The following is a 19,973-nucleotide window of genomic DNA, read 5'->3' as shown; positions in this document are numbered from 1 at the left end:
GCGCGCTATTCTCCGCGCAGGAATGCCGCAAGCCGTTCGCCGTCGGCATAACCCTTTTCGTACAGCCGCAGAAACGCGCCGCGGTCTTTGGTGAGCGTGTTCACACCGCAGTCGTCCTCCGGCGCGACGAGCAGCGCTTTTCCCTGCTTCTCAAGCTCCTTTACCTCGGCGATCGCCGCATTATAGGCCTCGTGCCGCTTTTCGAGAAGCCGGACGATATTGGGATATTTGCGCAGCATCCAGCCTAAAAAGCGCATATTTTTCTGTTTCTCTTTCACATAGTCCGCCGACCGCGTGATAAGCACGGCTACCTTTTCGCAGCCGTCTTCAAACGCTTTGCGGTAGGGAACGGGCGCTGATACGCCGCCGTCAAAATAATAGCGCCCCTCCACGGTCTGCGGCCTGCACGCCGCCGGAAGCGCACACGACGCTTTTAAGATATCATAGCTGTCCTGTGCCACGCTCTCCCGCCCGAAATACCGCGGCTCGCCCGTCTGCGCGTCCGTCGCCACCGCGAAATACGGGCATTTCGTTTTGGAAAACGCTTCGTAATCCAAGGGATTTTCGCCGCCCCGGTTGGTGAGCGTCGAATAAATATATTCAAGGTTCAGGTAATTCCGGTCGCGGAGCCAGTTCGAAAGCCCCATATATTCCTTCCGGAACGTATATTCGGCAAAAAAGGTGAGCGTCCGTCCGCGCTGGCCCGCCAGATAGGAGATCATGTTCGCCGCTCCTGCGGATACGCCGATGCCATAATCTATCACGAGACCCTTATCGATGAGATGGTCGTATACCCCCGCGGTATATACGCCGCGCATTCCTCCGCCGCAGTCTATTACGCCGATCATTTTTTCGCCTCCTGCTGAATACCGGGCCGTTTTTCATTTTTGCCCGCAAATCGTATTATACCACAAAATATGTGTTTCCGGTTCGCTTTTTATAGGTCCTTATGTGCGGCGGCCAAAAAATATCACAATCTTCTTGTTCCTTTTTTCTTCCTGTGTTATATTGTAAAAAAGGGGTGGTTTATATGCCGTTTTGTCCGAATTGCCGGGACGAATACGATGCGGGTTACGCCGTCTGTGCGGATTGCGGCGCTTCTCTTGTGCCGGCATTGCCGGAGGAGCCGGAAGATGAGGCTCCCCCGTGGGATTCTGTGATGCAGCCCGTCTTTCTCACTTCTGCGTCCACTTCGGCGGAAAGCGCCATGCTTTCCGATCTGCTGAAGCAAAACGGCATCTCTGTGCTCGTCCGTGAAAAAGAGGCGGGCAATTACCTCAAGCTTTATGCCGGATATTCGGTATACGGCGAAGACATCTATGTAGACCGCGCGGACTATGCGGCTGCTTCCGAAATCGCGGACAGCTTTTTGGCGTGTCCTTTCGTTCCGCAAAAAGGCGGAACGTATTCCGGCAAGCGAATGCGCACGCTGTTGGCTGCGGGAATGGCCGCGTTTCTTATCTTTCTTTTTATTGTAATGGGTATGCAGCTTTCCCATTGACCACACTTAGAAAATACGGCGGACCGGCAATTGTTCCGTGCGCGGAACGTGCCTGTGCCTTTGTTTTCAATTCAGTTGAAAGGATGACAGCTCATGGAAAAAAATGTTTTGCTCGTTTCGACGGCAAGCGCCGTTGAGACTTCGATGATCGTGGACGTGCTCTCTCAAAACAAGATCCGTTCCTTCACCCGGCCCCGCCGTCCGGAAGAGGTGATCAGCACCTACACCGGAACGTCCGTTTACGGCGACGATATTTTTGTCGCTGAGGAAGAGCTTTCCGCCGCGCGGGACGCAGTGGAGGGCATGATCCCGGACAGGGACAACAGGGACTGACCGCCTCTCTTTTTCCTTGAATAAGCAGAGCCTTTTCCGGAACGCACAGGGCCTGTTTCAGCCCTTGACGCCGCCTCGGCAGGCGCGCGGCGGTTTTGTATGCAAAAAAAGACGGCGCATGCGCGCCGTTTTCCGGTCATTCCTTCGGCGGCAGCTCCCGCTTTCCGCGGTAGGCCCGCCATTCCTTTTGAAATGCGAACGTTCCGAGCATCCCGCATACGAGCGCATAGCCGAACACCACGATCATGATCCATTCCACGACGCCGAGCGGAACAAAATATGCGCTTACGCCGTTTGAAACGACGAACAGGCCAAGCAGGACAAGCGCGCATACGCGGCTCTGCTTGAAATACATACCCAGTGTAAGGCCGCCCACGAGCGCTACGTCGATCAGCGCCAGCGCGCCGTAGACCGTCATGGAAATCAGTGCGTTCAAGCATAAAAACGCCCCGCCGATCACGCCCCACATCACATATGATCTTGTTTTCTGCGGGGTCTGCACCCGCCAAAAGGTTTTCTGGTCCATATTTTTATTCTATCACATATCCTGCCTTATCTCAAAGATTTTTGCCTGAAAAGTCAGGCGCAGAGCCTATCCGTCCGGCGCACCATGCCATAGTCCCGCCGTTCCGCCCCTCGGCTGAGAGCCGGACAACCGCGTCCTGCTTCCCGGTATCCGTTTTATCGTATGTCCTTATTCTCCCCTATAGAGACCGCATTCCCGCGTATGTGCGTTCAGTATCCCCACCGCCTGCAAATAAGCGTATATGACGGTGGAGCCCACAAACTTCATGCCCCGTTTTTTCAGGTCCTTTGAGATTTGGTCGGACAGCGGCGACGTCGTCCGCATATCACAGCTTTCAAAAATGACGTTTCCCTCCGTAAATCCCCAAAGATAGGCGTCAAAGGAGCCGTATTCCTTCTGTATCTGCAGGAATACCCTGCTGTTGGTCACGCAGGCCTGTATTTTCAGCTTATTGCGGACGATATTCGGGTCAGACAGCAGCCGCGTACACCTTTCTTCGTCATACCGGCTTATTTTTTCCGCATCAAAGCCATCGAAGGCCTGCCGGAAGCCATCCCGCTTATTTAAAATACACTCCCACGATAAGCCTGCCTGAAAGCACTCCAAGATCAGCATTTCAAACAGTTTTTTGTCCGTATGCTCGGGCACCCCCCATTCGGTATCATGATACCGGATAGAAAGCGGATTTTTCATGTTTACCCAAGCGCAGCGTTCAACCCGTTCCTGCATATCCCTTTTCTCCTGCCTTCCCGCCTGTTTTCTTATTTTATCATAACATACTTCGCCCCGGTGTGCCCGTCCGCAACGGCCCGCCGCCGCTATATCCGAACACAAAAGCAAGGCGCCCGCTAAGCGCCTTGCTTTTCCCGCACTGTTATACGTGCTTGATATTCGTATAGCCCGCTATCTCCGCGCTTACCGTCTCAAGATCGTCCACAGAAAGCGCGTGGATATCCCCGTGCCCTGTGCACCGCGCAAACACCCGCAGCTCCTCTGCCGATGCCTCGAGGAAATTCGCCACCCGCCGCGCGCCCTTATCGACAGCAAGCCGCGCCCGCAGCTCCGGGTCCTGCGTGGCGATGCCCATCGGGCAGTTGCCCTTGTGGCACACGCGGTAGCGCTGGCACCCGAGCGCGATCAGCGCCGCGGAAGCAATGGCGACCGCATCCGCGCCCATTGCGAGCGCTTTCACGAAATCCCGGCTGGTGCGCAGGCCCCCGGTGATCACAAGGCTCACGCCGTCCATACCATTTTCCCGCAGGAACTTTTTCGCGCGGTATAACGCATAAACGGTGGGCACGCTGCTCGCATCCTTTAAAAACCGGGGCGAGGAGCCCGTCGCCCCGCCGCGTCCGTCCACCGTGACAAAATCCGGCATAGCGGGCGCAAGAAACGCAAGGTCCTGCTCAATATGCCCCGCCGCGAGCTTCACGCCGATAGGGCGGCCGCCGCTGCGCTCCCGCAGTTCGTCCACCAGCTTTTTCAAGTCGTCCGGACACGCGATACAGTCGAACCGGGAGGGGCTTATGACATCCTGCCCCTCCGGCTTGCCGCGCAGCGCCGCGATCTCCGGCGTCACCTTGTCGCCGGGCAAATGGCCCCCCATTCCCGGCTTGGTCCCCTGACCGATCTTGATCTCGATCGCGTCTGCGGCGCGCAGGTTTTCGTCCGTCACGCAATAGCGGTTCGGCACATACTCAAAAATATACTTGTAGGCTTCCGCCTTTTCCTCCGGCAGGATGCCGCCCTCTCCGCTGCACACGGCAGTCTTTGCCATCGCGCTCCCCTTTGCAAGGGCGATCTTCGTCTCCCGAGAGAGAGCGCCGAAGCTCATGTGCGACACATAGACCGGACTTTCCAGCACCATCGGCTGCTTCGCGTTTTTCCCGATCACGGTGCGCAGGCTGACCGGTGCGCCGTCCTCGAGGGGCAGGCGGGCGAGCTGGGCGCCCAACACCACGATGTCGTCAAAGCCCGGAACGGGCATTTGCGTTTCCATCGGCTCCGTGACCGACTTTCCCGTCTCTGCCAGCGCATGTATCTCGTCCATCAGGCCGCCGTCGTGATGCACGAATTCCTCCGGCCACGCGAGCGTATCCTCTGCCTGCTCTGCCGCTGGGGCAGGCGCAGGCGCAGCCGCTTCACCGTCCGCTCCCTTATACATCGCTTTCGGCCCCATACACACGGGGCATATCCAGTCCGCGGGCAGCGCGGAGAACGCTGTGCTCTCGGCGTCCTCGTCGTAGGTGTTGCCGCAAAGCGCGCATACAAATTTTGCCATTTCAGTTCCCCTTCCCTTTTGCACCCGATCAGTAATTTTCCGCTTTGATCTGGAAATAGGCCTGCGGGTGCGCGCACACCGGGCATACCTGCGGCGCTTTCGGGCCGATCACGATGTGGCCGCAGTTCGCGCACTGCCAGATCATGTCTCCGTCGCGCGAGAACACAAGCCCGTTCTCCACATTTTCGAGCAGCCTGCGGTAGCGCTCCTCGTGCTCTTTTTCGATCTTGCCTACCATTTCAAACAGATAGGCGATGCGGTCGAACCCCTCTTCCTTTGCTTCCTTGGCAAATGTTGCATACATATCCGTCCATTCGTAATTCTCGCCGTCCGCCGCGTCTTTCAGGTTGGCGGCCGTTTCCGGGATATCGCCCTCGTGCAGGAGCTTGAACCAGATCTTCGCGTGTTCCTTTTCATTGCCCGCCGTTTCCTCGAAAATGGCGGCTATCTGATTATAGCCCTCCTTGCGCGCCTTGGACGCGTAATAGGTATATTTGTTCCGCGCCTGAGATTCCCCCGCGAACGCAGCCTGCAGATTCGCTTCCGTCTTTGTTCCCTTTAAATTTTCCATTCTTTATTGCCCTCTTTTCTTTTTTATTTTACAGTCGGGGCACAGCCCGACGAATGTGATATCGTGCCCGTTCACGTCGAAGCCGTGCTTATCCGCGATCTTGTCCTCAAGCCCGGAAAAATACGGCATATCCACATCGAACACCCTGCCGCACTCCGTGCAGCGGATGTGATAGTGCTTTTGCGTCATGGAATCGAAGCGGTCCGCGCCGTCCGGCAGGCGTACGTGGGAAATGGCCCCCTCCTCCGACAATCTTTTCAGATTCCGGTAGACCGTCGCCCGGCTGATGGACGGGTGGACCTGAAAGACCGCCTCATATACCTCCTCCGCCGTAGGGTGATGCAGCCTCCTCGCCTGCTCCAATATGATATTTTTCTGCAGCGTGTTGCGTGTTTTCATCCCGCCATCCTTATTGATATTAATTCTTATTTAAGAATATATATCATTATTTGGGCTTTGTCAACAGAAAGTGCGTATTTTATGTGTAAAAAACAGATTTTTCCATCATATATGTTATAATATAGGTGATTTTCACCAAAAGGAGGTCGTATTTTATGGTGATCGACGGAAACGAAAAAGAGACGCAGGCAATGCTCGCGTTTAATGCGGGCGACAAGAAGCTGGCCCGTGAGCTCGAACAGGAATTTTTGGACGAACTGAAAGAGATGAAAGCCGCAGGCGGGGACCATTGCTCCTGCAAAGAGCCGTGCAGGCACCACGGCGACTGTGTATCCTGCGTTGCGATGCACCGGGCGCACCGGGACCATCTGCCGAACTGTTTTCATGATATGGTCAACGAAAGGCTGCTTTCCCTCTCTTCCCTGACCGAGCATTCGATCGCCGGCAAGCTGAAATAAGCGGCTTTATCCGGTTTTCCTGAAGGAGAGGCTTGCGCGCCTCTTCTTTTTTTGCGGCGGCCGTTCCGTGCGGATGCTTTTCTGTTTTCTGCACGGAACGGCGCGTTTTATTCCCCGTCCTCCATGTGCATGGCATCGCAGAACGGCTTATTGGAGGAATGCCCGCACCGGCACAGGGTCACGCGGTTTCTGACCTCATATACGCTCCCGTCCTCTCCCTCGATCTCGATGCCGCCGCGCACCCAAAGCGGGCCGCGCTTCCCTTCCGGCTCGTCCTCCACCACCGCGATCTCTTTTGGCAGCTCTTGTTCGAGCTTTTTTCCGTCCTTTACCACCGTGAGCCGTCCGGAAGGGCAGTTGCACGCCTGCCGAACGGCAAGCTCTTCGTTGTCCGCGCTGCCGATGAGCCTCCATGTGCTTCCCGCCGCGTCGCAGAAGCGCGCCACTGCACAAAGGCTCTCGCTGTCCATCAGTTCCATGCCGTCCCCATGATAAATGATCGCCGCATCGTCGTAGCTCAAGCCGTCCGCCGTTTCCGTTCCGTCAAAGCCGCATGTGTGGCTTCCGTCGCAAAAAGGCTTATTTTTCGATTTTCCGCAGCGGCACAAATGATAGGTCTCCCCCGTTTCAAACGTCCTGCCCTCTTCCCAGCAGACGGATTCACCCGCCCGGTTCGCGCCGATCTTCATTTCTTTCAGCGGCACATTTCCCGTGACCTCATACGGTCCGTTTTTTCTGATCTTGATACGCATCGTTTTCCTCCCCATTGCTTTCCTTTACAATACCCGCCGAACGCATACCGGAAACAAACGGCAGTATTTTTTCCAGCGCCTTTCCCTCCTTTGCCGAACGCCATGCCCTGCGTGTTCTGCTCCGCGTTTTTCCACACAAAAAAGGGAGCATAGCGCTATGCTCCCTTTTTATGGTTTTTACCTATCCTATCTTTTCCCCATTAGAATTTATTATTTCTACCGGATAATTCTGAAAAGTGATTTCTATCATTTCACCTTTCTTATATTTAGCAAATATACTATTATGTATTATATCTGTAATTTGCATTAAACAAGCAAACATTTCCTCATAGTCTTCCTCACCTTCTTCTCTTTCATTGTCTGTCTCATAGCATGTATTTACTCTCGCTTTTACTATCGCCCCATCTTTTAGCTTTAAACGATATATTTCATAAGGGTTTTTTTCAATTTCAGTAAACAACGGAGCCATCATTTTTGCTTCATTTTCTGAAAAAAACATACATAACACCTCTCTTTATTTTGTATCAGGTTTTGCCGGTACAATATGTGCCCCTGTTTTTGAATAGTGAATTATTCCAATTGTAGTTTCTATAATTTCACCTGTTATAGGGTTAACATATTGTCCGATAGGATATCCAAAATCTACCCTTTCTTTATTACTCCCTATCTTTTCTCCAGTTCCTTTAAATCGAATAATTAATTTCTCTGCATCTCTATTATTTCCATAAAAAATACTGCGACCTTTCTGATAATTATTATGCTCCGCAATATGTTTTCCTTGTTTTCCTTCATGGACCTTTATTGGATAATCATCAAATGTCTCCAGTTCGTTTTTATCTTCGCTTATTATATCATTATCAAAATCATTGTCAAAAGTTATTCCTCCCCCCCTTTCCATCTCTCCTCTCACCTGCCCGGCCTGTACGTCTTCTATCAGCCGCGCGATCGTTCCGTCCTGCGCCCATGTCCGCAATAGCCCTGCTGCCACGCGCTCGTTCCCCGGAAGCCCCAACTTCTCCCGCAGCTCCGCCGTCACCCGGCCGCTCTCCACCGCCTCCTGCACCTCCCGGCACAGCGCCTGCTCCTGCGGTGCGTTTTTTCCACACAAAAAAGGGAGCATAGCGCTATGCTCCCTTTTTCTCTTTTATCCCTATTTAATTGTTGTAATAGATGCTGTCATAAACCCGCTGCGCTTCCCGTCCGAAATCATTCAAATCATAGTTCGCATCGAAGCCTTTGTATATCATAATCCTTTGAACTGCTTCTAATATATCGTTTATATCAGCACTATTTAGTAATTCTTCCCAATTTTCAAAATTTTCTTTAATAAAGCTAATCTGCTCTTGATTTAATCTTATCATTTGTTCCTCCTCTTAGATGGATTACATTGAATCAACATTCCCGTATCCGGATTCATCGTTACATCGCAAACTTCTCCATGATATATCATACTTTTTAATCCGCTTGTGCTCTCAACAAGTTCAATCTTAACAGGATTCCTTAACGCCTCCAGCGCGTCTTCTATCGCGACGCCACGGCGCATGCCGGGCATTGGAATATCATTTGCCGCCTGCTGACCTATGATCCTGTCCACAAAGTGCGGTACAAAGCCTTTGATCTCTGTTCCGTCCTGCGTCCGCTGCCCCACAAGCTGCTCGTCTATTTGCTCCCCTACAGCTTGGTATTGCTCATAGCCTACCAGAACCGATATATCTCCCTTGTCCACTGCCCGTATATATTTGTCCAGCAGATACGCTTCTTTTGGGTCAGTATACCGCAATTCGTTGTATTCAGCAAGGCTTTCCGGCGCGCCCTCCATATTATACTCTCGTATAACGGCCTCATACTCCGCTTCATCTCCAAACTGTTTATAGGGCTGGTAGGTTTCCGACAGCACGATTTCCCTGTAAACAGTATCGTCCGAAGCTTTCCTTTCGATGTCAATCGGCTCCAATCTATCTGTATGCGCCTCTCCGTTGCTCCACTCTCCCCTCCTTTCCAGCTCTCCTCTCGCCTGCCCGGCCTGTACGTCTTCTATCAGCCGCGCGATCGTTCCATCCTGCGCCCATGTCCGCAATAGCCCTGCTGCCACGCGCTCGTTCCCCGGAAGCCCCAGCTTCTCCCGCAGCTCCGCCGTCACCCGGCCGCTTTCCACTGCCTCCTGCACCTCCCGGCACAGCGCCTGCTCCTCCGCCGCAAGCGTTCCAATGTCCTGTTCCAGACCGATCGTCTCGTTCAGCCTCCCGTTTTCCGCCCAGATCCGCACCTGTGCCGCCGCAATGCTGTCGTTTTCCGAAACAGGCAGCGCCTCCCGTACCTCCGGCCTTATTTTGCCTGTCTCCACTGCCTCCAGAAGCCCGCTGCGCAGCGTCTGCTCCTGCGGCGTAAGCGTCCCCTGTTCGCTCCCCATGATCCGCTGCGCATCGGCTATCGCAAGCGCCGCCTCTCCGTCTCCGGCGCCCCGCCGCCCCGCCACATACGGCACGTTCATCACCATAGAGGTCAGATACCCCACCATACCGTCATACAGCGCGTCCTCGCTCACGGCCTGTATATCGTTGTGCTCTCCAAATGCCACATTGCGCAGAAAAGGCGTCATCACGCTTTGCAGGTATTCCTCTGCAAACTCCCCGCCGTTCTGCCCGATGTTTTTCAGCGCCATTCCTGCAAACCGCTGCCCCAGATTTCCCGACGCCAGCTTCCCCAGCGCTCCATTGAGCTTCTTTCCGAGCGTGCGCGAAAGCGCGCTCCCGCCTATCGCTTTCACACCCGAAAGCCCATATTGCAGCGCCGCTTCGCTTGCCGCCGTCAGAAGAGCGTAAGAGGCCGCTTCCCCCGCCTCCTTCCCCTCCCGCCGGGCCTGTGAATAGGTCGAGCCGAAGGAGGTGCCCGCCGTCATAAGCGACGAGACCGCGCTGCTCACCGCTGCCGGAGCTCCCGCTCCTCCCGTTGCAACGCCTACCGCAACGGCAGGCAGCATTTCGCCGATCCCATAAAGAATATCGTTCACCACGGCCTCCGCGCCCTCCATATCCTCGCGGAATAATTGCTGCGCTTTCTGAAGATAGCTCTGCGGAAGCGGCGCTTCTTCCCCCAGGAATGCCATCCGCGCGGTTTGTCCAAGCCCCTGCACAGCCTCCGTTCCCCCCGCGAGGAACGACGTCGCCCCTTTTGCTGTCTGTACGATACTTTGCTGGACCGGCTTCATAAATTCCGGCAGCCCCGTTTTCTCAAACGCTTCGTCCGAGCCGATCTTCTCCAGCATATCCTCTCCGAACGCAGCGGTGCGGCCGCTCAGCCGCTCCCGGATCGACTCAAAATATGCGTTCGCCTCCTGCTCCCCTCCGCGCGCGAGATGCGCATGATAAATATCCTGCTCCTCCTGCGTCATCGCTCCGTAAAGCGCGGCGTCCGCCGAAAGAAGCGCGCTCCCCACCGGGTTTTCTCTGACCGCCTCCAGCTTCCCGCCCTTTGCCGCGCCCGCCGCGGCAAGCTCCGCAAAATCCGCGTCCTGGGCGATCTGCTCATATTCTCCGGCGACCCGTTCCTGCGCATACTGCGTCAGCTGCGCACGGCGCATATCCAGCTGTCCGCTCACCTCGTCCTTCTCTTCCTCGAGCCGCTCCTTTGTGCCGGCGGGCGCTTCCCTGATCTGCGCTTCGAGCGCCTCAAGCTCCGCTTCAAGGTCTTTCACCCTCTGATCCTGCCTGATATAGCTCTGCGCACGCGTATATGCATCCTCCGGCTGCCCGTTTTTCCAGTATTTGTATGCCGTCCTCGTGGGCAGCGCAAAATATTCCCACCACTCCGGCTCTTCATTTTTTCGCTCCTCTCGTTCCTGTGCGGCGACTCTGTCATATTCGTCGAGCTTTGCCCAGTCTTCTTTCAGGCTGTTTGCCTGTGCCGCATAGTCGAGGTATCCCTCATCGGAATAATCCGGCATTCCCGCGGCCAGATAATCCTCCAGCCCCGCTTCTTCCATTGCCTCCCGGAACCATTGCTCCCGTTCCTCCTCCGTCGGCCTGTAAACCGTATAGCCCGGCTTAAGTTCTTTCTCCTGCGCGGCGATCTGTTCGTCAAGCTGCTCGTTGAACGCCCGATAATTCTGTTCCGCAACATACCATTTTTCATAAAGCCCCGGCTCCTGCGCTTGCCCGCCGGACTGTTTCCCCCTCTTTTCCGCATTGCCCGGCATCCGCCGGCTTTTCTCCGCGTTCCCGATGTTCCCCGCGGTCACCCATACGCTCCCCGCGGGCTGCTTTCCACTATTCTGTGGTTTATTTCCGCTTTGCCCCGCCGGGATTCCCTCCGTCATATTTTTCATCGCTGCCGTCTGGTCCCGCGCCGCTCCCGGAAGATAGCTCCCCGGCGCGGCCGGAAGCTGTGCGGCCGCGCTCCATGATTTTTGGCTGGGCTGTTCCGCATCCTTTGTTGTCTTTTCTTTTTCCCGCCACGAAGTCATGACCTCTAACGGGCTATATACAAAAATGCCCGCGCTTCGCGGTTCGTTTTTCCCGCTCTCCTGCTCTGTCCTTGCCGCTTCGGCTTGCCTGCCTCCGTTTTCCGTGCGCCATGTGCTCCCCGCCGTTACCCATGCTCCGCCGCTCTCCGGTTCCTTTTTCGGTCTGCTTCCCGCCTGTCTTTGGCTGCTTCCCCCGTTCCGGATATTCCCTGCCGTCACCCGTATCTTCTTCTTTTTCCCGCTCCTGCTTTTTACCGCCATGTTTCTCTCCCTCCGTTCTTTTTTCATCAGTGCTGTTTCCGCGCCTGTTTCTCCCTCCTTTTTCGGCGCAACAAAAAAGAGCCCTGAAAAGGCTCTTCGTTCTTATTTTTTCTATTTTTCCGACGATACTATTTTACCACAAAACACAGACCATATACAGGACAACTGTGCGACATTACCCGACATGTTACCGCTGCAGGCGCAGGTCCTCCCCGTCGAGCAGAAGCACCGCGCATTCGCGCGATTCAAGCCGCGATGAAATGCGCTCGCCGTACCGCCCCTGCAGGTCTTCCAAATTCGTGGCGACCGCCGTGTGCAGGCCCGCTTCCATTCTGCGGTTCAAAAGGTCGAAGAGGTATTCCGTCGTCACGTTCTGCGTCATGGGCTCCGTTCCGAGGTCGTCGATCAGCAAAAGCTGCGCATTCTGCAAAAACGAAAGAGGCATCTCCTCGCCCATGCGGTGCCTGAAAAACGCGCCGAACAATTCGCCCGCGCGGATGAGGCATACGTCGAAGCCGCGCGCGCGCACCGCCGCCGCCACGCACCGCAGAAGATAGGTCTTGCCAAGCCCCGCCTTGCCGCGCAAAAGCAGGTTCAGGCGGGCCGTATCCGGAAACGCGTCCGCATATTTTTGACAGATGCCATACGCGAGCTCCGCAAGCTCCCGCTGGGTTTTGCCCATGGCGAGCTTCTTTTCCCCGTCGAACAGGGACATATCTGCATATTCAAACCGTTCGCGGAGCGTGGAAACGTCCGCCGCGCCGTAAATTTTGGCATATACCTCCGACAGGAAGCAGCCGCAGTAATGACCGCCCGCGAGCCCCGTATCCTGACAGGCCGCGCACCGGTAGGAAAGCAGAAGCTTTTTTTCTTCCGCGATCTCCCGCTGCTTTGCCTCGATGGAGGCGATCTCTTCATCAAAAACCGAAACGTCCTCCGCCAAAAAAGCGCGCTTCAGCTTTTCCGCAAGCAGCGCGCGCCTTTTCTCCTCCAGTTTTTCAATATCCGCGTCGTTTCTTCTCCGGCGGTCGTTTTCCTGCTCGATCTTCGCATGCCGCAGGGAAAAATCCTCCAGCAGGTCAAGTACCGTTTTATTCGCCATACAGCCGCTCCATATCCGCATAGGCGTCCTGCCTGCGCTTTTTCTTTTCTTCCTCGGAATATTCGCGCTCCATTGCGGACGGCGCCTTGGCAAACAGGTTGCTGAGATTCTGCTTCTGCGCCTTTTCGAGCGTATCCACGCCCTCCTCCGCCCAGCGGTTCAAAACCTTCATCATATATTCGAACGGACGGTCCTTCAGAGAGCTGTACTCCGCCGCATACAGCAACACGTCGTGCGCGAGCCCCTTTTCCTGCGTCAGCCGCAGATAGGTGCGGCGGTCGTTTTCGCCAATCGTCCGCGTGACGCCCGCGCTTTCATAAACCTGCGCGATCTTGCGGTCGATGGTGTTCTGCTTGCGCAGATATTTTTTGATCTCCTCCTCCGTTCCGAGGCCCTGCTGCTTCCATTCCTTCAAAAAGCCGTCCACCGACTCGAACCGGCGGCTGCCGAGCTTCACAGACTGCGCGCACGCAAGCAGGATGATCTCCTGCGAAAAACCTGCGGCCCGCCATTCGTCGTAGAACTGCTCGTGCTTGGGCGCGACCACGATGCGGGAATATTTCAGCGCGGTGAGGATCGCCTTGATGTTCGCCCTGCGCTCCTTCTGCGCGGTATAGAATTCGTTTATCTTGCGCGAGGACGTGATGCCCCTGTCGTAAAGGGAGCGCAGGATGGCGTCGAGATATTTGAACGGCTGGTCTTTGGAGAATTCCTTGCCCTTCATCACAAACTCGATAGCCTCATGCGTGAAGCCCCATTTTTCCGTCCACTTGTTGTAAAGGTCCATTTCGGTCTTGCCCGGATATTTTCCGTGCAGACCCATCAGCCGCATCAGCCGGTTCGCCCCGCCCGACACCGCCTTATAGCTTTCGATCTTCTGCTCGGCCTTTTCAAGGGTGTTGATCCCCTCCTCTGCCCAGCCCTCGGCCACCTTGTCGAGATACGCCACGCTGATGCGGTTGCCGCGCTCTGCCACGCAGTATTCCACCAGCGCAAGCACAACGTCCTGCGGCAGGCCGAACACGTCGGTATAGTCGTAGATCTTATTCAGCTCCGCGGGCGAAAGGTCGCGCGCGAGCACTGTGCGCAGCATATTGTTGAAGTTCTGCATTTCATAAAGGGGAGCGCGCCGCCGCTTCGGTTCTTCCTCCTTTACGCCGCCGTCCGGCATGATGAACGCATATTTCGTGCCGCTCCGCTTCATCTGGCCCTTGAGGCACCAGTAATTGAGCGCCGCTTCGATCTGCGAAGCCGTCATGTGCAGCTCCGCCTCCAGCTCTACATCCGAAAGCTGCGTGCCCGCGTTTGCGAGGCACAGGCCATACAAATAGACCTTCACATAATCCGCCGGTGCGTCACACATATATTTTTTTAAAAATACAGTCGGAACAGGCGTTGTGGCCTGTTCATCCAACGCAAATTTGATCATTTCCCCTGTTTCCCCGGCTTACAGAATTCCACGACCGCCTCGTTCACCTTATCCGGCTTTTCCTCGTTCACAAAGAAGCCGCAGTTGCGCACCGTGAGCGAGCTTGCCGCTGCGAACGGATATTGTAGGAACTCGCTCTTCTGCCCGCCTGTGATCTTATCCTCCGCGCCGACGATGATAAGCATCGGATTTTTCACGGAATGGATATTCTGCTTGATCTCGTCGTCGATGAAATTCCCCACGCACATTTTCGCGATCACCTTGAAATCGCGCTCCATAAGGCCCATCGCATATTCCTTGGCTACCTCGTCCGTGACCAGCGTACGGTCGAAATAGCAGTCCTCGAGCACCCCGCGCACCGTATTTTCAGACAGCATCATCTTTCCGGCGGTCATGCCGAGTATGGACGGAAGCCCTTTCGCCTTGATCGCGCCGTTTCCGCTGCCCGTGAGCATCGGCGAGATAAAGACGAGCCGTCCCGCGCGGTTCACGTTGTGCATCACAAAATCCAGCACATAGGCCGCCGCTTCGCCGAACGCGCAGAAGTGCGCCGCCGGGAGCTCCTTTACATTCATAAAGGATTCAAGCGCCAGCGCAAATTCCTCGATGCTGTAGCTCATCTGCGGCTTACCGGAAAAGCCGTGCCCCGGAAGGTCCACCGCATAAACATGAAAGGACTTCGCAAGCTCCTCAAAATTATTGCGCCACGCATACAGGGACTGCCCGATGCCGTGCACGAGGATGAGCGGCTCGCCCTCCCCCGCTTCAAAATAGTGCATGGGCAGGCGGATATCCTCCACATCCTCTTTCCCGTGGTTGTCCACATAGGTATCAAATTCCACGTCGGCATATTCGCCCACATGCTCCCTGTTCAAAAATTTCGTGATGCTGATCGGTTCAAACACTGCCGCTTCCTCCCAATATCGGTACGGGCCTTGCCGCCCGCTTATCTGTTTTCATAAGTATTTATTATTTTAGCATATCTGATCAGATTTTTGTAGCTATTTTGCGCGGGTTTTTTCAGCGCATACGCATGCAGCGCGGAAAGAAGCTCTCCCACCTGCCTGCCCGGTTCAAGGCCAAGCTCGCGCATGATGTCGTTCCCGTCCACCGCGAGCTGCGCGCGCGTGATGGGCGCCCCCTTTTCTTTCAGCTCCCGCAGCGTTTTCCGCCATTTTTCCGCTGAAAGCGCAGGGTTTCCCTTGCCCGAGCCGCGGAAATCCGCCTCGCGCAAATCCGCAAGGCGCAGGAACTGCCTCTCCCCCAGCCGCATGAGCTGCCGTACTACCGCCTTTTTCTTCGCGCCGTTATCGAGGTCGAACATGTGCGCCCCGACGAGCGCGCACACCGCGTCCGTCGTGTCCGCATCGAAGCGCAGCTCCCGCAGGGCTGCGCGCGCGATTTCCGCACCCGCTTTATCGTGCCCATACATCTTCCCGTATTCCCGGAATACGCCCGGCTTCCCCACATCGTGCAGGAGCGCCGCCAGCCGCGTTATGAGGTCGGGCGGCGCGCACGCGCACGTCCGCAGAGAATGCTCCAGTACGTCGTACGCGTGATACTGCGCATTCTGCTCCATGCCGTCTCCCTCGGCGAGCGCCGGAACGATATCGGAAAGCGCGCCCAGCTCTTTCAGCATGTGCAGGCCGCGGAGCACGCCGTCCTTTTTTCCGTATTTCACATCCGCCATGAGGATCTTGACAAGCTCGTCGCGGATACGCTCCCGCGAGATATCCGCAAGGCCATCCACATGCGCCCGCGCGCATTCCCATGTCGCCTGCTCTACCGTGAAGCCAAGCTCGGCCGCGAAGCGCGCCATACGCAGGATACGCAGCGCGTCCTCGGAAAGCGTGCCGTCCGTCACCTGCCCGATCACGCCCTCTCCCGCCGCGCGAAGCCCCCGGCCCGTAGGGTCGAGCACGCTTCCGTCCGCGCCCATGTAAAGTGCGTTCACCGTGAAATCCCGGCGCTGTGCGTCCTCCTCCATGCTGTCCGTGAAGCGCACGCTCCGCGGCGCGTGCGCGCCGCCCCGTCCATAGCTGTCGCAGCGGAACGCAGTATATTCATACGTGTAGAGCCGCCCCTCAAAACGCTGCTTCACGACCACCGTTCCAAGGCCAAAGGCACGTTCCTCCACCAAGAATTCTGGGGCCGGAAGCGCGCAGAGCGCCTGCGGCGGGGCAGAGGAGGCAATATCAAGGTCCGTTCCCGCAAGCTTCAAAACGCAGTTGCGAACATAGCCGCCCACAAGATAACAGGGGGGCAGGCCCGCTTCGCTCCATATTTTAAAAAAACGTTCGATGTGTGCTTCCATCTCTTTTTCTCTTCTTCCTCTTGTGGGCGGAACAGAAAGACGTTCTGTTTTGCTCTGCAAAAGCAGCCGCCGGAGTATCTCGAGGTTCCATGCGCCCCCAGCCCGGTAAAATCGGATATCCCATGCGCCGCAGGATAACAGGGGCGGCAGGCCCGCTTCGCTCCGCCGCCCGATATATGGCTCCTGCCCCTTGCCTGTATGCCGAAGAAGCGTCCGGATCCCGGGAAGCCCTGCGCACGGCTCCGCAGAAGCGGCTCGTTTTCCGCGTGTCCGGCGCTTAAAGCGTCTCTCCCTCGAACACATACGCCGCCGCGCCCGTCATGAACGCGCGGCCGTCCTCCGCAAGCTCGATGTGCAGGACTCCGGCCTGCACGTGCATATCGACCGCGCTGTCCGCAAGCCCCTTTTTGTGCAGCAGCGCCGCGCAGCCCGTCGCGCCCGTTCCGCAGGCAAGTGTCCTTCCCGCGCCGCGCTCCCAAGTGCGCATATACGCGGTGCTTCTGTCCGCAAGCTCCACAAAATTCACGTTCGTCCCGCGCGGGAACAGCGGGTCTTTTTCAATGCGCGGGCCGAGGCCGTCCACGTCCGTATCCGCGAGGCTGTCCACCAAAACCATCGTGTGCGGCACGCCGCACAGCACGCTTGCCGCGCGCACCCCGCATACCTCGAAGCCGAGCGCGTTTTCCGCAAGCACGGGAACGTCCTCCGCCGCAAAGGAGGGCACGCCCATATCCACGCGCACCGCCGCCACGCCGCCGTTTTCCACAATGAGCCGCGGGCGCACGACGCCCGAAAGCGTTTCGATCTCCATTTCCTCTTTTTTCACGATGCCCCTGTCGTACACATAGCGCGCAAAGCAGCGCACGCCGTTGCCGCACATCTCCGCTTCAGAGCCGTCCGCGTTGATGATGCGCATCCGAACGTCCGCACGCTTGCTCGGCTCGACGAGCAGCAGGCCGTCCGCGCCGACCGCGAGCCGCCGCGGGCACAGCGCCCGCGCGAGTGCGGACGCATCGTCCACACGCCCCTCGATCACAATGAAATCATTCCCCAGTCCATGCATTTTTGTGATATGCATCGTATCCTCGCTTTCGTTCCCGCACGCAGGGTTCCCCCTGCGCGGGGTGTTTTCCAGATCTGTTCATTGTATTTTAACATATTATATCACATTCCTTTCCCATTTTATGGTACAATAGATTAAAATCGGTTTATCGCCGATCGTTTGGTTGGAGTAACGGCTATGTATCTGAAACCCTCGCGCCGGAAAAAACGGCGCAGACTCATCACGCTGATCGTCTGGATCGCCGCCGCCTTGGGTATTGCGGCAGGCGTCTTGTTCCTGCTTTCCGTTTTTACGGATTTTTCTCCGTTCAGCCCCCTTCTGCGGGAAACGGAGACCGTCCTGCCCGAAAATGTGCAGATGACGGAGCAGGGTATTTTATATGAAGAAAACGGCACGCTGCACCTGAGGGATGAAAAGGGCGCGGCAGTGTGGGAGATGAATCTCGATCCCGAAAATTCGAAGTATGCCCTGTCGGATTCCCTCATCTGCACATGGTTTCAGGCAGACATCAAGGCGTATTCCTACGAACGGGAGCAGCTGTTTACCACGGCTGTAGCCTCGAGCGTGATGGACGTGCGCTGCGGCAACAGCACCATCGCTGTCCTTACGGGCGCAGCGGACGAATCCGGCCGGACGCTTTATTACCTCACCTTGCTCAACACGAAAGGCGAGCAGATCGGGCAGGTCGAGGCGGGCACGCGGCAGGTGCTCGATTTTGGGTTCACCGGGGACAGCGACATGCTTTGGTCTCTTTCGCTCGATACGTCGGGCGTCGTTCCCATTTCCTATATCTCCACCTATAAAAACGACGGCTCGCCCACCAGCAGCATCGAAAACAATACGCAGGTGCTCGAGCGCGTGTTTATCACGTCCGATACCATCTTTGCTTCGGGCACGAACGACCTCTTCTCCTACAACTACTTCGGTGAAAAACAGGGGGAGACGCTCATTTATGGCTGGAAACCGGAGTACGCGAGCATCGACGGCGCTTCCATCGCGCTCGCCTATGCGCCGCGCGGCGCGCAGGGCTCCATAGAATCTGTCAAGCTGTTTTCGGGCGGCCTTTCCGAAACGATCTTCTATCTGCCGCAGGGAACGCTCGCCATCGCCGTCACACAGGATACGCTCTTTGCCTATACGGAAAGTGCGGTCGTGGAATACCGTCTTTCGGGCGAGCTTGTGAAGCAGACAAAATTGGATTATACTTTAACGGGGGCAAAGCAGCTTTCCGATACGCTTGCCGTTTGCTGGGACAAGGACGGGAAAAGCTATCTGATGCAGCTGAAATGACCCGGCAAACGAACATAGAGAGGTTTTATGGATACGATAAGCGATACGCTCAGCATCATCAATCTCAACTGGATCGTGTTGTTCCTGATTGCGATCTATATTTTGCAAGGGTTCCACAAGGGCTTTTTGATCTCCGTCACCAACACGGTGGGAATGGCCGTTTCGTGGCTGGTAGGGTTTCTGTTTTCGCCTCTTTTGTCGCAGGCGATCGCCAAGGGGTCTTTCTATAATTTCCTGTTCTATTTTACCAACGGGGTCGATCAGCTGAAGGAATCCGGCAATCTTGCCGTATCCACGCTGTCGCAGGCGCAGATCAGCGACATCGTGACGCAGGCGAATATGCCCTTCCCCTTTGATAAGCTCATTACGGAGAATATGACGAATCAGGTGTTCGAGCCGCAGGGCTTCCATACCGTCTCGGAATATTTCGGGTATACGACCACCAATATCGTCGTCAATATTTTTTCGTTTCTCGTGATCTACCTTGTCGCGCGCATCGTGATCGCGCTCCTTGTGAACGCGGTCAACTATGCGTCTCCGCTTCCCGTTCTCCGGCGCTTCGATTCTGCGCTGGGCGGCGCGGTCGGCGTACTGCGCGGGTTCCTCGGCATGTTTGCCGTATTCATGCTCGTGCCCGTCGTCATGATCTCCCTGCCCGCAGATTTTGTCACGCCCATCTTGGAGGCATCCCCCATGGCGACGTTCTTCTATGAATCGAATTTCCTGCTCGGCGGGATATCCGGGCTGATATAGCGCCGCGGCGAAAAACAGTGTAAACAAACAGCGCAATGATTTTTACGACAGGTTTGACGAGACGCTTCGCGCCGCACAGTGCCGAGACCTAACTCTCTATGCCTGCCGCCATACAACGGCAACGGCCCTTGCCCTCGGAAATAAGGTCGCGCCAGCCGTCATAAAAAAGGTAATGCGGCACGCAAATATTTCTACAGCACAACGCTATATCCACCCTGACATTAAATGCCGTAAACACTTTTAAATGTTCCTAAAACGTGTGTAATAGGACGATTTTTTACGCCACGTACTGCCATTTTCAAACGGAGGTATTCCCAAGAGGACAACAAAAAACCCGCTTATACAGCGGGTTTGGCGGAGAAGGAGGGATTTGAACCCTCGCGCCGGTTACCCCAGCCTACTCCCTTAGCAGGGGAGCCCCTTCAGCCGTACTTGGGTACTTCTCCAACTGAATTTGATTCCCTATTCACTTGTGTTT

22 protein-coding genes, 1 tRNA gene and 1 pseudogene are annotated in these 19,973 nt (G+C 56.0%); 6 read left to right on the top strand and 18 right to left on the bottom strand.

Annotation, left to right across the window (positions count from 1 at the left end; translation table 11 throughout):
* Positions 1–5 precede the first annotated feature (5 nt).
* The gene (locus PUP29_RS08495; protein ID WP_079546280.1) at positions 6–848 is read right to left on the bottom strand and encodes a patatin-like phospholipase family protein; all 843 of its coding nucleotides are present in this window, start codon (positions 846–848) and stop codon (positions 6–8) included.
* Between the two features lie 182 nt (positions 849–1,030).
* Between PUP29_RS08495 and PUP29_RS08490 the strand changes: the two genes are divergently transcribed.
* Positions 1,031–1,501 carry a putative signal transducing protein gene (locus PUP29_RS08490; RefSeq protein WP_353422979.1) on the top strand — a complete coding sequence of 157 codons (471 nt, stop codon included), beginning with the start codon at positions 1,031–1,033 and terminating at the stop codon, positions 1,499–1,501.
* 93 nt (positions 1,502–1,594) lie between these two features.
* Entirely contained in the window at positions 1,595–1,834 is a 240-nt protein-coding gene (locus PUP29_RS08485) for a putative signal transducing protein (RefSeq protein WP_079546282.1), read from the top strand.
* Positions 1,835–1,970: 136 nt separating this feature from the next.
* Here the strand turns inward: PUP29_RS08485 and PUP29_RS08480 are convergent, their stop codons facing one another.
* The 5 genes from PUP29_RS08480 to PUP29_RS08460 all read right to left on the bottom strand — a co-directional run bounded on the left by PUP29_RS08480 (position 1,971) and on the right by PUP29_RS08460 (position 5,611).
* Positions 1,971–2,360 carry a hypothetical protein gene (locus tag PUP29_RS08480; protein ID WP_079546283.1) on the bottom strand — a complete coding sequence of 130 codons (390 nt, stop codon included), beginning with the start codon at positions 2,358–2,360 and terminating at the stop codon, positions 1,971–1,973.
* Positions 2,361–2,528: 168 nt separating this feature from the next.
* A complete protein-coding gene (locus tag PUP29_RS08475) occupies positions 2,529–3,089 on the bottom strand; it encodes a DNA-3-methyladenine glycosylase I (RefSeq protein ID WP_079547804.1) in 561 nt (186 codons plus the stop codon).
* Positions 3,090–3,234: 145 nt separating this feature from the next.
* Positions 3,235–4,641: a glutamate synthase-related protein gene (locus tag PUP29_RS08470; protein ID WP_079546284.1), complete on the bottom strand. Its 1,407-nt coding sequence runs from the start codon at positions 4,639–4,641 to the stop codon at positions 3,235–3,237.
* A gap of 28 nt (positions 4,642–4,669) precedes the next feature.
* Positions 4,670–5,212, bottom strand: a complete 543-nt coding sequence (gene rbr / locus PUP29_RS08465) for a rubrerythrin (RefSeq protein WP_079546285.1) — start codon at positions 5,210–5,212, stop codon at positions 4,670–4,672.
* 3 nt (positions 5,213–5,215) lie between these two features.
* On the bottom strand, positions 5,216–5,611 hold the full coding sequence (locus PUP29_RS08460; RefSeq protein ID WP_079546286.1) for a Fur family transcriptional regulator: 396 nt from the start codon (positions 5,609–5,611) through the stop codon (positions 5,216–5,218).
* A gap of 155 nt (positions 5,612–5,766) precedes the next feature.
* Between PUP29_RS08460 and PUP29_RS08455 the strand changes: the two genes are divergently transcribed.
* The gene (locus PUP29_RS08455; protein ID WP_079546287.1) at positions 5,767–6,069 is read left to right on the top strand and encodes a hypothetical protein; all 303 of its coding nucleotides are present in this window, start codon (positions 5,767–5,769) and stop codon (positions 6,067–6,069) included.
* A gap of 107 nt (positions 6,070–6,176) precedes the next feature.
* Here the strand turns inward: PUP29_RS08455 and PUP29_RS08450 are convergent, their stop codons facing one another.
* The 11 genes from PUP29_RS08450 to dapF form a co-directional block, all read right to left on the bottom strand.
* Positions 6,177–6,821: a CDGSH iron-sulfur domain-containing protein gene (locus tag PUP29_RS08450; protein ID WP_353422978.1), complete on the bottom strand. Its 645-nt coding sequence runs from the start codon at positions 6,819–6,821 to the stop codon at positions 6,177–6,179.
* Positions 6,787–6,972 carry a hypothetical protein gene (locus PUP29_RS08445; RefSeq protein ID WP_079546289.1) on the bottom strand — a complete coding sequence of 62 codons (186 nt, stop codon included), beginning with the start codon at positions 6,970–6,972 and terminating at the stop codon, positions 6,787–6,789. The genes PUP29_RS08450 and PUP29_RS08445 overlap by 35 nt, the downstream gene beginning before the upstream one ends.
* A 30-nt stretch (positions 6,973–7,002) precedes the next feature.
* On the bottom strand, positions 7,003–7,320 hold the full coding sequence (locus PUP29_RS08440; protein WP_079546290.1) for a hypothetical protein: 318 nt from the start codon (positions 7,318–7,320) through the stop codon (positions 7,003–7,005).
* Positions 7,321–7,335: 15 nt separating this feature from the next.
* A complete protein-coding gene (locus PUP29_RS08435) occupies positions 7,336–7,941 on the bottom strand; it encodes a polymorphic toxin type 50 domain-containing protein (protein ID WP_079546291.1) in 606 nt (201 codons plus the stop codon).
* Between the two features lie 34 nt (positions 7,942–7,975).
* Positions 7,976–8,182, bottom strand: a complete 207-nt coding sequence (locus tag PUP29_RS08430; protein ID WP_079546292.1) for a hypothetical protein — start codon at positions 8,180–8,182, stop codon at positions 7,976–7,978.
* Positions 8,179–11,544 carry a hypothetical protein gene (locus PUP29_RS08425; protein ID WP_353422977.1) on the bottom strand — a complete coding sequence of 1,122 codons (3,366 nt, stop codon included), beginning with the start codon at positions 11,542–11,544 and terminating at the stop codon, positions 8,179–8,181. Before PUP29_RS08425 ends, PUP29_RS08430 begins: the two co-directional genes overlap by 4 nt.
* Before the next feature lie 187 nt (positions 11,545–11,731).
* Positions 11,732–12,646, bottom strand: a complete 915-nt coding sequence (locus tag PUP29_RS08420) for an ATP-binding protein (protein ID WP_353422976.1) — start codon at positions 12,644–12,646, stop codon at positions 11,732–11,734.
* Positions 12,636–14,075 carry a DnaD domain protein gene (locus PUP29_RS08415; protein WP_079546295.1) on the bottom strand — a complete coding sequence of 480 codons (1,440 nt, stop codon included), beginning with the start codon at positions 14,073–14,075 and terminating at the stop codon, positions 12,636–12,638. Before PUP29_RS08415 ends, PUP29_RS08420 begins: the two co-directional genes overlap by 11 nt.
* Positions 14,072–14,980: an alpha/beta fold hydrolase gene (locus tag PUP29_RS08410; protein ID WP_079546296.1), complete on the bottom strand. Its 909-nt coding sequence runs from the start codon at positions 14,978–14,980 to the stop codon at positions 14,072–14,074. The genes PUP29_RS08415 and PUP29_RS08410 overlap by 4 nt, the downstream gene beginning before the upstream one ends.
* 41 nt (positions 14,981–15,021) lie before the next feature.
* The gene (locus PUP29_RS08405; RefSeq protein WP_079546297.1) at positions 15,022–16,692 is read right to left on the bottom strand and encodes a CCA tRNA nucleotidyltransferase; all 1,671 of its coding nucleotides are present in this window, start codon (positions 16,690–16,692) and stop codon (positions 15,022–15,024) included.
* Positions 16,667–17,467, bottom strand: coding sequence for a diaminopimelate epimerase (gene dapF / locus PUP29_RS08400; RefSeq protein ID WP_079546298.1), 801 nt, complete (start codon positions 17,465–17,467; stop codon positions 16,667–16,669). Before dapF ends, PUP29_RS08405 begins: the two co-directional genes overlap by 26 nt.
* A 162-nt stretch (positions 17,468–17,629) precedes the next feature.
* On the opposite strand from dapF, the gene PUP29_RS08395 reads away from it, so the two are divergent.
* From PUP29_RS08395 to PUP29_RS08385, 3 genes and pseudogenes are all read left to right on the top strand, one after another.
* Positions 17,630–18,742: a hypothetical protein gene (locus PUP29_RS08395; protein WP_079546299.1), complete on the top strand. Its 1,113-nt coding sequence runs from the start codon at positions 17,630–17,632 to the stop codon at positions 18,740–18,742.
* 27 nt (positions 18,743–18,769) lie between these two features.
* The gene (locus PUP29_RS08390; protein ID WP_079546300.1) at positions 18,770–19,495 is read left to right on the top strand and encodes a CvpA family protein; all 726 of its coding nucleotides are present in this window, start codon (positions 18,770–18,772) and stop codon (positions 19,493–19,495) included.
* 31 nt (positions 19,496–19,526) lie between these two features.
* Positions 19,527–19,739 (top strand): annotated as a pseudogene (locus tag PUP29_RS08385) (tyrosine-type recombinase/integrase); the annotation flags it as partial.
* A 108-nt stretch (positions 19,740–19,847) separates the two neighbouring features.
* On the opposite strand, the gene PUP29_RS08380 reads toward PUP29_RS08385, so the two are convergent.
* Positions 19,848–19,941: transfer RNA gene (locus tag PUP29_RS08380), tRNA-Ser, on the bottom strand.
* Positions 19,942–19,973 lie beyond the last annotated feature (32 nt).

The organism is Christensenella massiliensis (assembly GCF_040409835.1).
Lineage (GTDB): Bacteria > Bacillota > Clostridia > Christensenellales > Christensenellaceae > Christensenella > Christensenella massiliensis.
Note: the sequence above shows the minus strand (reverse complement) of the source record. Positions and strands in the feature narration are given on the sequence as shown.